We start from the raw sequence: 12,446 nt of genomic DNA, 5'->3' as shown, positions 1-12,446 counted from the left end.
CCGGCGTGTTCGGCATGGCGCGCACGATGGCGCCGCCCGGAAAGCGGCCGGCCAGCCAGTTGATGGTGATTCCCGCCATGATCGAGACGATGACGGCCTCGCCGGCGAACCGCGCCAGCCCGTCCACCGCCGCTTCCGCCATCTGCGGCTTGACCGCGAGGATCACCGCGCCCGGCGCGAAACCGGCCGGGACCGCCCCGATGGAGGGCACGACCTCGACCCCGTCACCCGCCAGCGCCTGCGCCTCGGCGCCCGGGTCGATGACGACGACGCGGGAGACGCCGCGCTCGCGCCAGCCGGCGAGCATGGCCGAGCCCATCTTGCCGCCGCCCAGAAGCAGCAGCGGCGGCAGCACCGCGTCGGTCATGCCTCGCCCGCGCACTCCAGCATGGCCGCGGCCAGCGCCTCGTCCGGCGTCTTGCCGCCCCACAGCACGAACTGGAAGGCGGGGAAGAACCGCTCGCATTCCGACACCGCGATATCCACCATGTCCTCGACGCTTTCGGCCGAGGCGCCGCCGGCGCCGCGCAGCAGCACCGAATGGCGGAACACCGGCATGCCGTCGTCATGGTCCATGCCGAAATGGCCGATCCAGAGCTTCTCGTTCGCCCGGGCCAGCAGCTCGTACAGCGCGCCGCGCCGGCGTTCCGGCGCCTTGAGGTCGAAGGTGCAGGAGAAATGCATCACCGAGATCTCGTGCGACCACGAGAAATAGAGCCCGTAGTCGCACCAGCGCCCGGGCGCCTCGGCCGCCATTTCGCTGTCGCTCCGGCGGTCGAACGCCCAGTCGTTCGCGGCGACGACCTGCTCGACGATATCCAGCGGATTGCTGACGGTTTCGGGGGATTCAGTGGCCAGGGAGGTCATAGAGGATCTCCTCCTTGAGTGCGGGAGCCAAGCCGGAGGCGGCGAGCCGGTTGCCGACCGGCGGATGACCGCTCCGAATCGGAGTGTACCGTAAGTTCATGTGGCGCCGCAATCGAACTCTACAATCCCACGATAAACAAACGATAAAACCCGCCGTGAGGGGCGGGTTTCATGCAGTTCTCGCTATGAGTGCGGCGAGGATCAGGCCGATTTCGCCTCGCGCCGGGCCGCCGCCTTCGCCACGCGGCGCTTCAGGGTGCGCGCCTCGTCGGTCAGCTTGCGGTTCGGCGTGTCCAGCAGGAACGCGTCCAGCCCGCCCTTCTGCTCGATCGTCGCGAGGCCGCGCGGCGTCACCCGCAGCTTGACCGAATGGCCCAGCGCGTCGGACTGCAGCGCGCTGTCCTGCAGGTTCGGCAGGAACCGGCGGCGCGACTTGTTGTTCGCGTGGCTCACATTGTTGCCGGAGAGCACGCTTTTGCCGGTGATGTCGCAGCGACGGGTCATGACGAAAACCTCGATCCAGAAAGCCGGCGTGCCGGCCAGAAGCGGAGACGGAACACGAAAACACGTCCCGCGCCATGGACCCCACGGCGCGGCGTTGCGGCTATATCGCCAAATCCGGCGTCCGGGTCAAGCGCCGGCCGGGCCAGCTATTCCGCATAGATCATTTTCCGGGTCATGCCGCCATCGGCGACGAACTCGGCGCCGGTGCAGAACCCCGAGTCCGGCCCGAGCAGGAAGGCGGCGAGCGCCGCGATGTCCGCCACGGTGCCGACGCGCCCGGCAGGGTGCTGCGCGTGGTCGGACGGGGCGATCGGGTATTTCCCGGTATCGATCCAGCCGGGGCTGATGCAGTTCACCCGCACATCCGGCCCGAGCGAGACGGCAAGCGCATGGCTGAGCGCCACGATCCCGCCCTTCGCCGCGGCGTAGCTCTCGGTGTCCGGCTCGGACATGTGCGCCCGCGTCGAGGCGATGGTGACGATGGCGCCCCTCGCCGCGCGCAGCATCGCCTCCGCCCCGCGCACGAGGAGAAAGATGCTGGTCAGGTGGGTGTCGATCACCGCGCGCCATTCGGCGAGGCCGAGCGCGCCGATCGGCTTGCGGATCATGAACCCGGCATTGCAGACCAGCCCGTCGAGCCGGCCCTCATGCGCCGCGACGCCCTCGATCAGCCGGGCGACATCCGCCTCGTCGGCGACGTCGCAGCGCACGAGGCGCACCCCGTTGGGCGGTGTCAGGCCCTCGATGTCGCGATCGGCGGCGACCACGCGCCAGCCGCGCCCGGCGAGATGCGCGCCGATCGCGGCCCCGATGCCGCGCCCGCCGCCGGAGATCAGCGCCACCCGGCCCGTCATCGCAAGTGCCCCGTCGCGCCGCCCGTCACGCCGCGCCCGCGACCTTCGACTTGAGCTGCCCGCAGGCGGCGAGGATGTCCTGCCCGCGCGGGGTGCGCACGGGGGCGGCATAGCCGGCGTCCATCACGATGTTGGCGAAGCGGCGAATGGCGTTGCCGCTCGATGTTTCGTAGGTCGAGCCCGGCCAGGGGTTGAACGGGATCAGGTTCACCTTGGCCGGGATGCCGTCGATCAGCTCGACCAGGCGGCGGGCATCGGCCTCGCTGTCGTTGATGCCCTTGAGCATCACGTATTCGAAGGTGATCCGCCGCGCGTTCGAGGCGCCGGGATAGCGCCGGCAGGCGGCGATCAGCTCGGCGATGTTGTATTTGCGGTTGAGCGGCACGATCACGTCGCGCACGTCGTCGGTCACGGCGTGGAGCGACACGGCGAGATTGACGCCGAGTTCCGCCCCCGCCCGGTCCATCATCGGCACGACGCCGGAGGTCGAGAGCGTGATCCGCCGGCGCGACAGGCCGATGCCCTCGCCGTCCATCACGATCTTCATCGCCTTGGCGACGTTCTCGTAATTGTAGAGCGGCTCGCCCATGCCCATCAGCACGATGGTGGAGAGCAGCCGCGGCGTCTCGCCCTTCGGGCTCGGCCATTCGCCGTAGGCGTCGCGCATCGCCATGAACTGGCCGACGATCTCGGCGGCGGAGAGGTTGCGCGTCAGCCGCTGGGTGCCGGTGTGGCAGAACCGGCAGGACAGCGTGCAGCCCACCTGCGAGGACAGGCACACGGCACCTCGATCCTCGGTGACATCGGGGATGTAGACGGTCTCGACCGCCTCGTGGTCGCGGAAGCGGAACAGCATCTTGCGCGTCTCGTCGGCGCTGAGATGGTCCGCCGCCACTTCGGGCCGGCCGATGGCGAACCGTTCGGCGAGCTTCGCGCGCAGGGGCTTGGCGATATTCGCCATCGCGGCGAAATCGGTCACGCCCTGGTGGTAGATCCAGTGCCAGAGCTGCTTGGCGCGGAAGGGTTGCTCGCCGATCTCGGCCATCGCCGCGGCGAGTTCCTCGCGCGAGAGGCCGACGAGGTCGCGCCGCCCGTCCGCCAGCTCGTTCGAGGGCGGGGCGAACAGCGCGGCCTTGGCGAGGATGCGCGCCCGCGCCGCCTCGTCCAGCCCGTCCGTCGCCGGCGCGTCCGCGCGCATCGCCGCCGTCACCCGGTCAGGACTTCGCCTTGTGCCCGGCCGGCGGGCAGGCCTTGACGATCGCCTTGTAGGCATCGCCGAACCCGTCGAGGCTGAACGTGTCGCTCACCGCCTTCGCCCCCTTGCCCGTGCTCGCCACGGCCGAGGCGCCGCCGAGGAACGCCTTCACCGTCGCCGGGCCCTTGAGCGCGTAGGCCATGTTGTCCTTGGTGAAGAATTTCAGCGCGGCGCCGCCGACCTTGACCGTCACGTCCTGCTTCTTGGCGTAGGTGACGCCCTGGCTGAGCGAGATCTCGTCGCGGAACGTCGCGCGTTCGGCCACGGTGAGCATCGCCGGCGCGGTCTTCGACCCCTTCTCCGGCTTGGCCGTGGCGAAGGCGTAGCAGACCATGTCCGGGCCGGTGCCGTAGGTCGCCGCCGTCCAGGCCTTGAACGTGCCGAGCGGCTTCGGCTGGTCGGCGGCCCTGGCCGCGAGGGGCGCGACGAGCGGCAGGGCGATCGCGGCGCCGAAAAGGTATGCGGTGGATTTTTTCATGAGCACGAGCCTTACGCCGGCACCCGGCCGGCCGCAAGCGGCGAGACGCGGCCGGCGGGCCGCGAACGGCCCGGCCGGCCGAAGCACGCCGGTCAGTGATGGTCGTAGCGGATGCCGATATCGACCTGGCGCAGCGCCTCGTACACCGCCCGGAGCGCTGCGATGCGATGCCCGCCCTTGTCGCGGTCGGCGATCTGCAACTGGTGGCGCGCGGCGAGCAGCGCCCGGCGCGCCTGCATCATGTGCCCCTGATATTCGGCCTGGGCGACACCGCCGGCAAGACCGCCGGCGATCAGCGCGCCGCCGAGGATCGCCGCGAATTGCTTGCGCGAAATGTTCATCACGTCGGAACTCCCCATGGTTGACGAGAGTGCTACAAGAGGCGACGAAGATGACCGGATCGCGGCGGTCCTGTGACATTCCGGTGAATTCTTGCCGGCGCGTTCTGGCCGGTGAACGCCGGCCAGTGAGCCCGGGCGCCGCGCCGGCCCCGACACCACGGAGGTTCCAGAGGGATGCGCCACCGCCGCACCGCCGCCACGACCCGCCTCGCGGCCCTGCTGATCGCCTGCGGCGCCCTCGCCGGCTGCGCCGGCGGCGGCCAGACCGCCTATTACCGCAAGAACCCGCATGCGCTGATGCGCCAGGTGGTCCGCTGCGAGAACAATGGCGGCGCGCTGGCCAACACCCCGCATTGCCGCGAGGTGCTGCGCATCAATAACAGCCTATTCTGAGACGCCGCCGAAACGCGCGATCAGCGACGAGGTGTCCCAGCGCCGCCCGCCCATCTGCTGCACATCGGCGTAGAACTGGTCGACCAGCGCGGTGAGCGGCAGCCGCGCCCCGGTTTCCTTCGCCTGGGCGAGGCAGATGCCGAGGTCCTTGCGCATCCAGTCCACCGCGAAGCCGAAATCGAATTTCTTCTCCGTCATCGTCTTCCAGCGGTTTTCCATCTGCCAGCTCTGCGCAGCACCTTTCGAGATCGCGCCGATCACCTTCGCCGCGTCGAGCCCGGCGGCCTCGGCGAAATGCAGCCCCTCGGCGAGGCCCTGGACGACGCCGGCGATGCAGATCTGGTTGACCATCTTGGCGAGCTGCCCGGCCCCGTGCGGCCCGATATGGCTGATATTCGCGCCGTAGCAGCCGACCACCGGCTTCGCCCGCTCGAAATCCGCCGCCTCGCCGCCCATCATCACCGTGAGCTTGCCGTTCTCCGCCCCGGCCTGGCCGCCGGACACCGGCCCGTCCATCACGCCGAAACGCCCGCCGGCGGCCTCCGCCAGCTCGCGCGCCACCGTGGCCGAGGCCGTGGTGTGGTCGACGAACAGCGCGCCCTCCTTCATGCCGGCGAAGGCGCCATCCGGCCCGATCGTCACCGAGCGGAGATCGTCGTCGTTGCCGACGCAGCAGAACACGAAATCGGCCCCCGCCGCCGCCTCGCGCGGGGTCGGCGCCGCCGTGCCCTTGTGCTGCTTCGCCCAGGCCTCGGCCTTGGCGTGGGTGCGGTTGTAGACCGTCACCTCGTGCCCGCCGGCGGCCAGATGCCCCGCCATCGGATAGCCCATCACCCCAAGCCCGATGAACGCCACCTTCGCCATTCTTTTGCTCCTTCCCTGAAATTCCGTTCAGCCGGCGGCGCCCGCCGCGATCAGCCGGTCGATCTCGGCGGCCGGATAGCCCAGCTCCGCCAGCACGTCCCGCGTGTCCGCGCCGGGCGCCGGCACGTCGCGCCGCGCCGTGCTGCGCGCCCCGTCCATGCTGATCGGCAGGCCCGGCAGGCCGATTTTCCGCCCGTCCGGCAGGCTGACCTCGACCAGCCCGCCCGACTCCCGCAGGTGCGGATCGGCGAACAGGTCCGCCGGCTTCGCGATCGGCGCGAAGGGCAGGCCCAGCCGTTCGCAGCGCGCGACCAGATCCGCCGCGCTGAATTGCGCGAAGGCGGCGGCGATCACCGGCAGGGTGCGCGGGCGCGCCGCCCGCCGCTCGGCCTGCGTCGCCAGCCCCGGATCGTCGGCCAGCGCGGCCAGCCCGAACTCGGCGCACAGCACCTTCCACTGCGTGTCGGTAACGACGCCGATGAAGATCTGCTGCCCGTCCTTCGTGTTGAAGATGTCATAGACCGGCCAGGCCACGTCGCGCGCGCTCATCGGCGCCGGCTCGACGCCGGTGATGGCCGCCTGCGCCATGTGCTGCGCCATCAGCATCGCGACGCTCTCGAACAGGCCGGACTGCACGTGCTGGCCGCGCCCGGTCCGCTCCCGCTCGGCGAGGGCGGCGAGCACCGCGATGGCGCCGTAGCTGCCGCCCATGATGTCGATCACCGAGGCGCCGGCCCGCAGCGGCCGGCCGATCGGCCCGGTCATGTAGGCGAGGCCGCCCATCATCTGCACCACCTCGTCGAGCGCGGTGCGGTGTTCGTACGGCCCGGGCAGGAAGCCCTTGAGCGAGCAGTAGATGAGCCGCGGGTTTTGCGCGGCGCAGGCCGCGTAGCCGAGGCCGAGCCGCTCCAGCGCGCCGGGGCGGAAATTCTCGGTCAGCACGTCGGCCCGCGCCACCAGGTCCCGCGCCACTTCGAGCCCCTCGGGCGATTTCAGGTCGAGCATGACGCTGCGCTTGTTGCGGCTCGCCATGGTGAAGAAGCCGATTCCCGAGCCGGTCAGCCGGCGGGTGTTGTCGCCGTCCGGCATCGGCTCGATCTTCACCACGTCGGCGCCGAGATCGCCGAGGATCAGCCCGGTCGTCGGCCCCATCACCATGTGCGCGAACTCGACGACGCGCAGCCCCGCCAGCGGTGTGCCGCTCATGCCGCGCCCCTCACGCCGCCTGGCGATAGGTGCGCGGAATGCCCGCCTTCGCGACCTGCCCATGCATCGGCTCGGCCGGCAGCCCCTCGTGCAGCAGGCGCCGCGCGGCGATCAGCGCCGCAAGGTCGATGCCGGTGCCGAAGCCCATGCTCTCCAGCATGAACACGAGATCCTCGGTGACGATGTTGCCCGACGCCCCGGGCGCGAACGGGCAGCCGCCGAGCCCGGCGAGGGCGGCGTCGAAATCCCTGATCCCGACCTCGAGCCCGGCCAGCGCGTTGGCGAGGCCGAGGCCCATCGTGTCGTGCAGGTGCAGCCCGCGCAGCGCCGGGCCGATCTCGCGCCGCACCGCCCGCACGACCGACTTGATCTGCGCGGGGTTGGCGTAGCCCACCGTGTCGGCGAGGCCGATCTGCTCCACCCCCGTCTCCGCGAGTGCGGCGGCGATGCGCACCACCTCGCGCTCGGGCACCACGCCGTCGATCGAGCAGCCGAAGGCGGTCGAGCAGGCGACCTCGATTTCCGCCGGATTGCCCGCGCTTTCCATCCACTCGACGATCTGGCCGACCACCGCCACCTGCTCGTCCGGCGCGCGGTTCAGGTTGGCGCGCGAATGCCCCTCGCTCACCGAGACCGGAATGCTGACCCGGTGCGCCCCGGCCGCCACCGCCGCCTGCGCCCCGCGCAGGTTCGGCGCCAGCGCGACGACGACGAGGCCCGGAATCTCCTTCGCGAAGCGGACCACCGCCTCGGTATCCGCCATCTGCGGGATGAGCTTCGCCGGCACGAAACTGCCGACCTCGATCTCCTTCACCCCGGCCTTCGCCAGGGCGGCGATCCAGTCGCATTTCGCCCCGGTCTCCATTCTCGACTTCGCCATCTGCAGCCCGTCGCGCGGGCCGACCTCGCAGATCATCACATGCTCGCTCATGGCCGCAATCTGCGCCCACAGCACCGCCGGGACAAGCCCCGCGCCGCCGGGTTTGGCAGGGCGCGCCGGCAATGCTACGAACCCGCGCGATGACCGCCGTGACCCCATCGCCGAAGGCCGCCGAGGCCGCCACCAACGGGCTCGTGCTCGCCCTGCCCAAGGGCCGCATCCTGAAGGAATGCGCGCCGCTGCTCGCCGCCGCCGGCATCGCGCCCGAGCCGGACTATGCCGACGAGAGCAGCCGGCGGCTGCGCTTCCACACCGCGATCCCCGAGCTCGACGTGATCCGCGTGCGCAGTTTCGACGTCGCCACCTTCGTCGCCTTCGGCGCCGCCGAGATCGGCATCTGCGGCGCCGACGTGCTGATGGAGTTCGACTATCCGGAAATCTACGCGCCGCTCGACCTCGGCATCGGCGCCTGCCGCATCGCCGTCGCCGAGCCGGCGGACGCGGCCGGGCGCACCGATTTCGGCCGCCTCTCGCGCGTGCGCGTCGCCAGCAAATACCCCAACATCACCCGCCGGCATTTCGCCGCGCGCGGCATCCAGGCCGAGATCGTGGCGCTGAACGGCGCGATGGAGCTGGCCCCCGGCCTCGGCCTGTCGCGCCTGATCGTCGACCTGGTGCAGACCGGCTCGACGCTGAAGGCCAATGGCCTGGTCGAGACCGAGACCATCGCCCATGTCACCTCGCGGCTGATCGTCAACCGCACCGCGCTGAAGACGCGGCCGGAGGAAATCGCCCACTGGATCGCCCGCTTCCGCGACGCGCTGGCCGCCGCATGATCCGCCGTCTCCACACCGCCGAACCGGGCTTCGCCGCCGCCCTCGCCGCCCTGGCCAGCGACCGCGCCAGCGCCACCGACGTCGCCGCCCCGGTCGCCGCGATCATCGCCCGCGTGCGCGCCGAGGGCGACGCCGCGCTGATCGACCTCACCCGCCGCTACGACCGCTTTCCCATCACGCCCGAAACCCTGCGGGTGAGTGCCGCCGAGATCGACGCCGCCTGCGCCCGCGTCGGCGCCGAACAGCTCGAGGCGATCGACCTCGCCGCGACCCGGATCGAGGCGTTCCACCGCGCCCAGCTGCCGCGGGACATCGGCTTCACCGATGCCGCCGGCGCGCGGCTCGGCCTGCGCTGGGGGCCGCTCGACGCCGTCGGGCTCTACGTGCCGGGGGGCAAGGCGTCCTACCCCTCCTCGGTGCTGATGAACGCGATTCCCGCCCGTGTCGCCGGCGTCGGGCGGATCGCGATGTGCGTGCCGACGCCGGATGGGCAGATGAACGACCTCGTCCTCGCCGCCGCGCGGCGCGCCGGGGTGGCGGAGATCTACCGCGTCGGCGGCGCGCAGGCCGTCGCCGCCCTCGCCTACGGCACCGCCACCATCGCCCCGGTCGATCGCATCGTCGGGCCGGGCAACGCCTTCGTCGCCGAGGCGAAGCGGCAGGTGTTCGGGCAGGTCGGCATCGACTCCATCGCCGGCCCCTCCGAGGTGCTGATCATCGCCGATGCCGGGCAGGACCCGTGGCGCGTCGCCCTCGACATGATCGCCCAGGCCGAGCATGACGAGGCGGCGCAGTCGCTCCTCGTCACCGACGATGCGGCGCTGGCCGAGGCCGTCGCCGCCGAACTCGCCCGCGCGCTGGAAACCCTGCCCCGCGCCTCGATCGCCGCCGCCTCGCTCGCCGCCCATGGCGCGATCATCATCGCCCGCGATCTCGACGAGGCCGCCGAGATCGCCAACCGCGTCGCCCCGGAGCATCTCCAGGTGATGACCGCCGATCCGGACGCGGTCTTCGCCCGCATCCGCCATGCCGGCGCCGCCTTTCTCGGCGCCGACGCGCCGACCGCGATCGGCGACTACGTCGCCGGGCCCAACCACGTGCTGCCGACCGGCGGCACGGCGCGGTTCTCCTCCGGCCTGTCGGTGTTCGACTTCCTCAAGCGCACCACCTTCGTCGCCCTCGATCCGGCGGCGATGGCGTCCATCGGACCCGCCGCGGCGACGCTGGCGGTGGCCGAGAGCCTCGACGGCCACGCCCGTTCCATCCGCGCAAGGCTGACCCGCAACCGGGCGGAAAACTTGACCTGAACGCGCCATCGGCTCATTTGAACCGCATGTTGCAATTTTTTATCGAGGTTTGATGTCAAAAGAAGACATGATCGAGTTCAGCGGCACCGTCGCGGAGCTGCTCCCGAACGCGATGTTCCGGGTGAAACTCGACAACGACCATATCATTCTCGCCCATACGAGCGGCAAGATGCGCAAGAACCGCATCCGCGTGCTGGCCGGTGACCGCGTCAACGTCGAAATGACGCCCTATGATCTGACCAAGGGCCGGATCACCTTCCGCTTCAAGTAAGCCGGACCGCCGCATGGCCGACCTGATCCTGGCCTCGTCGAGCCCCCGCAGGCTCGACCTGTTGCGTCAGCTCGGCATCGTCCCCGACGCGGTGATGTCTCCCGATATCGACGAAACCCCGCACAAGGCGGAACCGCCCCGGCTCTACGCCGCGCGCATGGCGGCGGAGAAGCTCGCTTCCGTCACCGCGCCGGGCGCCTTCGTCATCGCCGCCGATACCGTCGTCGCCCTCGGCCGCCGCATCCTGCCCAAGACCGAAACCGAGGCCGAGGCGCGCCGCTGTCTCGACCTGCTCGCCGGCCGCCGCCACCGGGTGCATTCCGCCGTCGCCGCGCGCGGGCCGGACGGGCGCATCGCCGCGCGCAACGTGATGACCACCGTCGGCTTCGCCCGGCTCGACCGCGACGCCGCCGAGGCCTATCTCGCCAGCGGCGAATGGCGCGGCAAGGCGGGTGGCTACGCGATCCAGGGCCGGGCGGCGGGGTTCGTCGATTTTCTCGCCGGCTCGCATTCCGGCGTGGTCGGCCTGCCTCTGCACGAAACGCTGAACCTGCTGCGCGGCCTCGGCTGGCGGGCATGAGCGCCGTCATCCGCGCCGGGCTGCGCGGCGGCACGGTGCATCTCGCGCTGACCGAATCCGGCACGCTCGCCGGCTACACGCGCTGGCGGCCCGACGCGCCGGATGGCGTCGGCGATCTCCGCTCCGGCCGGATCACCGCCCGCGCCCCGGCACTTGGCGGCGCGTTCGTCGATCTCGGCGACGGATCGGGCTTCCTGCCCGACAGCGCGGGCGGCAAACACCTCGCCGAGGGCGATGCCGTCGCGGTCCGCATCACCCGCGCGCCGCAGGGCGGCAAGGGCCCGCGCCTCGCGCTGGCGGAAGGTGTAGCACCCGGCGCGAAGCCCGGCCTGCTCGCCCGCGGCCCCGGCCCGATCTCCGAGTTCCGCGCCCTGCATCCGGCCGCGCCGATCCTCGCCGATGACTGGGAACTCGTCGCCCTGCTGCGCGCGGCGCATGAGGGGGTCGCGCACGATCCAGCCAGCCTCGCCCCGGTGGAGGAGGAAATCGCCGCGCTCGCCGAGCCGGTCTTTCCGCTGCCGCAGGGCGCGCGCGGCACGGTCTGCCCGACGCCGGCGCTCACCGCGATCGATATCGATGCCGGCGCGGCCACCGCCGAGCGGGGCGACAAGCATGGCGCGCAGTTGCGGCTCAACCGCGCCATCATTCCCGAACTCGCCCGGCAGATCCGGCTGCGCAACCTCGCCGGCGCGATCCTGGTCGATTTCGCCGGAATGAAGCCCGCCGCCCGGCCGAAACTGGCCCCCGACCTTGCCGCCGCCCTCGCGCGCGATCCGCTCCGCCCGCGCCTGCTCGGCTTCTCGGCACTCGGCTTCGCCGAGATCAGCCGCCCCCGCATCCGCCCGCCGCTGCACGAGTTGCCGCCATGACCGACGAACCGGCTCCCGCAAGCCGCCCCCGCCGCAAACCCGCCGGCGCCTGCCCGATCTGCGGCCGGAAGGCGCAGGAGGCGCACCGCCCGTTCTGCTCGGCGCGGTGCCGCGCGATCGATCTCGGCCGCTGGTTCGGCGAAGATTACAGGTTGCCGAGCGACGAGGCGCCGTTGACCGATTCCGAATAGGTCTCGAGCCGGGCGAGCGCGGCCGCCACGTCCGGCACCACCTCGATCAGCTCGCGCGCCGACGGCCGGGCGAAACCGTCCTCGATCACGCCGTCGATCAGCGCCGCCACCCGGCTCGCCCAGCCGCGGATGTCGATCAGCAGGATCGGCTTGGTGTGGCGGCCGAGCTGCTTCCAGGTGAGGATCTCCATCAGCTCGTCCAGCGTGCCGAGCCCGCCGGGCAGCACGACGAACGCGTCCGCCCGGGCGAACATGCGCCGCTTGCGGGTATGCATCGTGTCGGTGACGATCAGTTCGGTCAGGCCGGGAAACTCGACCTCACGGGCGCGCAGGAAATCGGGGATGATGCCGGTCACCGCCCCGCCGGCGCCGAGCGCGGCCCCGGCGGTCGCCCCCATCAGCCCGACATTGCCGCCACCGAACACCAGGGTCATGCCCCGCGCGGCCAGCCCCTCGCCCAGGGCGCGCGCCGCCGCGAGATAGTCGGGCGCCGCCCCGGGGGACGAGCCGCAAAATACCGTGACCGAAATGTGACTCATATTCCAGAATTACCTGCCGAACCTTTCGAGACGGCCGTCCTCGTGGCAGGATAATGCAGGATAGGCAAGCGATCGGCATCAAGAGTTCTTTACATGTCAACCAACCAGACCCCCAGCGGCGAGAGCCAGGGCGAACGGACGCGCGCTCCCGGCTGGCTGCCCGGTGCGGCGATCGGCGCGCTCGGCCTCTGCGCCGTGATCGGCCTCGCCG

The 12,446-nt window shown here is 71.2% G+C and carries 17 protein-coding genes and 1 pseudogene; 7 read left to right on the top strand and 11 right to left on the bottom strand.

The features are described 5' to 3' along the window. The 7 genes from APM_RS12015 to APM_RS11985 form a co-directional block, all read right to left on the bottom strand. A partial coding sequence (locus tag APM_RS12015) for a pyrroline-5-carboxylate reductase (RefSeq protein ID WP_007423651.1) occupies nucleotides 1-367 on the bottom strand: 367 nt, incomplete at its 3' end. Then, a complete protein-coding gene (locus tag APM_RS12010; protein WP_007423650.1) occupies nucleotides 364-867 on the bottom strand; it encodes a YbjN domain-containing protein in 504 nt (167 codons plus the stop codon). The genes APM_RS12010 and APM_RS12015, both read right to left, overlap by 4 nt. A gap of 201 nt (nucleotides 868-1,068) precedes the next feature. Beyond that, entirely contained in the window at nucleotides 1,069-1,371 is a 303-nt protein-coding gene (gene rpmB, locus APM_RS12005; RefSeq protein WP_007423649.1) for a 50S ribosomal protein L28, read from the bottom strand. Nucleotides 1,372-1,517: 146 nt separating this feature from the next. After that, complete coding sequence (locus APM_RS12000) at nucleotides 1,518-2,225, bottom strand: SDR family oxidoreductase (RefSeq protein WP_007423648.1); 708 nt, start codon at nucleotides 2,223-2,225, stop codon at nucleotides 1,518-1,520. Between the two features lie 25 nt (nucleotides 2,226-2,250). Further along, nucleotides 2,251-3,423, bottom strand: a complete 1,173-nt coding sequence (gene rlmN / locus APM_RS11995) for a 23S rRNA (adenine(2503)-C(2))-methyltransferase RlmN (protein WP_012040247.1) — start codon at nucleotides 3,421-3,423, stop codon at nucleotides 2,251-2,253. Nucleotides 3,424-3,439: 16 nt separating this feature from the next. Beyond that, complete coding sequence (locus APM_RS11990; RefSeq protein ID WP_007423646.1) at nucleotides 3,440-3,958, bottom strand: invasion associated locus B family protein; 519 nt, start codon at nucleotides 3,956-3,958, stop codon at nucleotides 3,440-3,442. Between the two features lie 92 nt (nucleotides 3,959-4,050). Then, complete coding sequence (locus tag APM_RS11985) at nucleotides 4,051-4,302, bottom strand: hypothetical protein (RefSeq protein WP_138919194.1); 252 nt, start codon at nucleotides 4,300-4,302, stop codon at nucleotides 4,051-4,053. A 171-nt stretch (nucleotides 4,303-4,473) separates the two neighbouring features. On the opposite strand from APM_RS11985, the gene APM_RS11980 reads away from it, so the two are divergent. Then, nucleotides 4,474-4,692, top strand: a complete 219-nt coding sequence (locus tag APM_RS11980; protein ID WP_007423645.1) for an EexN family lipoprotein — start codon at nucleotides 4,474-4,476, stop codon at nucleotides 4,690-4,692. Here the strand turns inward: APM_RS11980 and APM_RS23110 are convergent. From APM_RS23110 to APM_RS11965, 3 genes and pseudogenes are all read right to left on the bottom strand, one after another. After that, nucleotides 4,684-5,565, bottom strand: a pseudogene (locus tag APM_RS23110) (NAD(P)-dependent oxidoreductase); the annotation flags it as partial. The gene APM_RS11980 and the pseudogene APM_RS23110 overlap by 9 nt on opposite strands. 18 nt (nucleotides 5,566-5,583) lie before the next feature. Further along, nucleotides 5,584-6,762, bottom strand: a complete 1,179-nt coding sequence (locus APM_RS11970) for a CaiB/BaiF CoA-transferase family protein (RefSeq protein WP_007423643.1) — start codon at nucleotides 6,760-6,762, stop codon at nucleotides 5,584-5,586. Nucleotides 6,763-6,772: 10 nt separating this feature from the next. Continuing rightward, nucleotides 6,773-7,693, bottom strand: coding sequence for a hydroxymethylglutaryl-CoA lyase (locus tag APM_RS11965; RefSeq protein ID WP_035188942.1), 921 nt, complete (start codon nucleotides 7,691-7,693; stop codon nucleotides 6,773-6,775). Nucleotides 7,694-7,782: 89 nt separating this feature from the next. On the opposite strand from APM_RS11965, the gene hisG reads away from it, so the two are divergent. The 6 genes from hisG to APM_RS11935 are packed head-to-tail and all read left to right on the top strand — an operon-like array spanning nucleotide 7,783 to nucleotide 11,696. Beyond that, nucleotides 7,783-8,478, top strand: coding sequence for an ATP phosphoribosyltransferase (gene hisG, locus APM_RS11960; protein WP_007423640.1), 696 nt, complete (start codon nucleotides 7,783-7,785; stop codon nucleotides 8,476-8,478). Beyond that, nucleotides 8,475-9,785 (top strand): histidinol dehydrogenase, encoded by a 1,311-nt coding sequence (gene hisD, locus APM_RS11955; RefSeq protein ID WP_007423641.1) that lies wholly within the window; start codon nucleotides 8,475-8,477, stop codon nucleotides 9,783-9,785. Before hisG ends, hisD begins: the two co-directional genes overlap by 4 nt. 52 nt (nucleotides 9,786-9,837) lie before the next feature. Further along, nucleotides 9,838-10,056, top strand: a complete 219-nt coding sequence (gene infA / locus APM_RS11950) for a translation initiation factor IF-1 (RefSeq protein WP_007423639.1) — start codon at nucleotides 9,838-9,840, stop codon at nucleotides 10,054-10,056. A 13-nt stretch (nucleotides 10,057-10,069) separates the two neighbouring features. Next, nucleotides 10,070-10,636 (top strand): nucleoside triphosphate pyrophosphatase, encoded by a 567-nt coding sequence (locus APM_RS11945; protein WP_007423638.1) that lies wholly within the window; start codon nucleotides 10,070-10,072, stop codon nucleotides 10,634-10,636. Beyond that, nucleotides 10,633-11,505, top strand: coding sequence for a ribonuclease E/G (locus APM_RS11940; RefSeq protein WP_007423637.1), 873 nt, complete (start codon nucleotides 10,633-10,635; stop codon nucleotides 11,503-11,505). Before APM_RS11945 ends, APM_RS11940 begins: the two co-directional genes overlap by 4 nt. Continuing rightward, nucleotides 11,502-11,696, top strand: a complete 195-nt coding sequence (locus APM_RS11935; RefSeq protein ID WP_013640958.1) for a DNA gyrase inhibitor YacG — start codon at nucleotides 11,502-11,504, stop codon at nucleotides 11,694-11,696. Before APM_RS11940 ends, APM_RS11935 begins: the two co-directional genes overlap by 4 nt. On the opposite strand, the gene APM_RS11930 is transcribed toward APM_RS11935, so the two are convergent. Then, nucleotides 11,651-12,235, bottom strand: coding sequence for a TIGR00730 family Rossman fold protein (locus APM_RS11930; RefSeq protein ID WP_007423636.1), 585 nt, complete (start codon nucleotides 12,233-12,235; stop codon nucleotides 11,651-11,653). The genes APM_RS11935 and APM_RS11930 overlap by 46 nt on opposite strands. Between the last annotated feature and the right edge of the window lie 211 nt (nucleotides 12,236-12,446).

The sequence above is a fragment of the Acidiphilium sp. PM genome, from assembly GCF_000219295.1.
GTDB lineage: Bacteria > Pseudomonadota > Alphaproteobacteria > Acetobacterales > Acetobacteraceae > Acidiphilium > Acidiphilium multivorum.
This window is presented reverse-complemented; position numbering and strand designations above follow the sequence as displayed.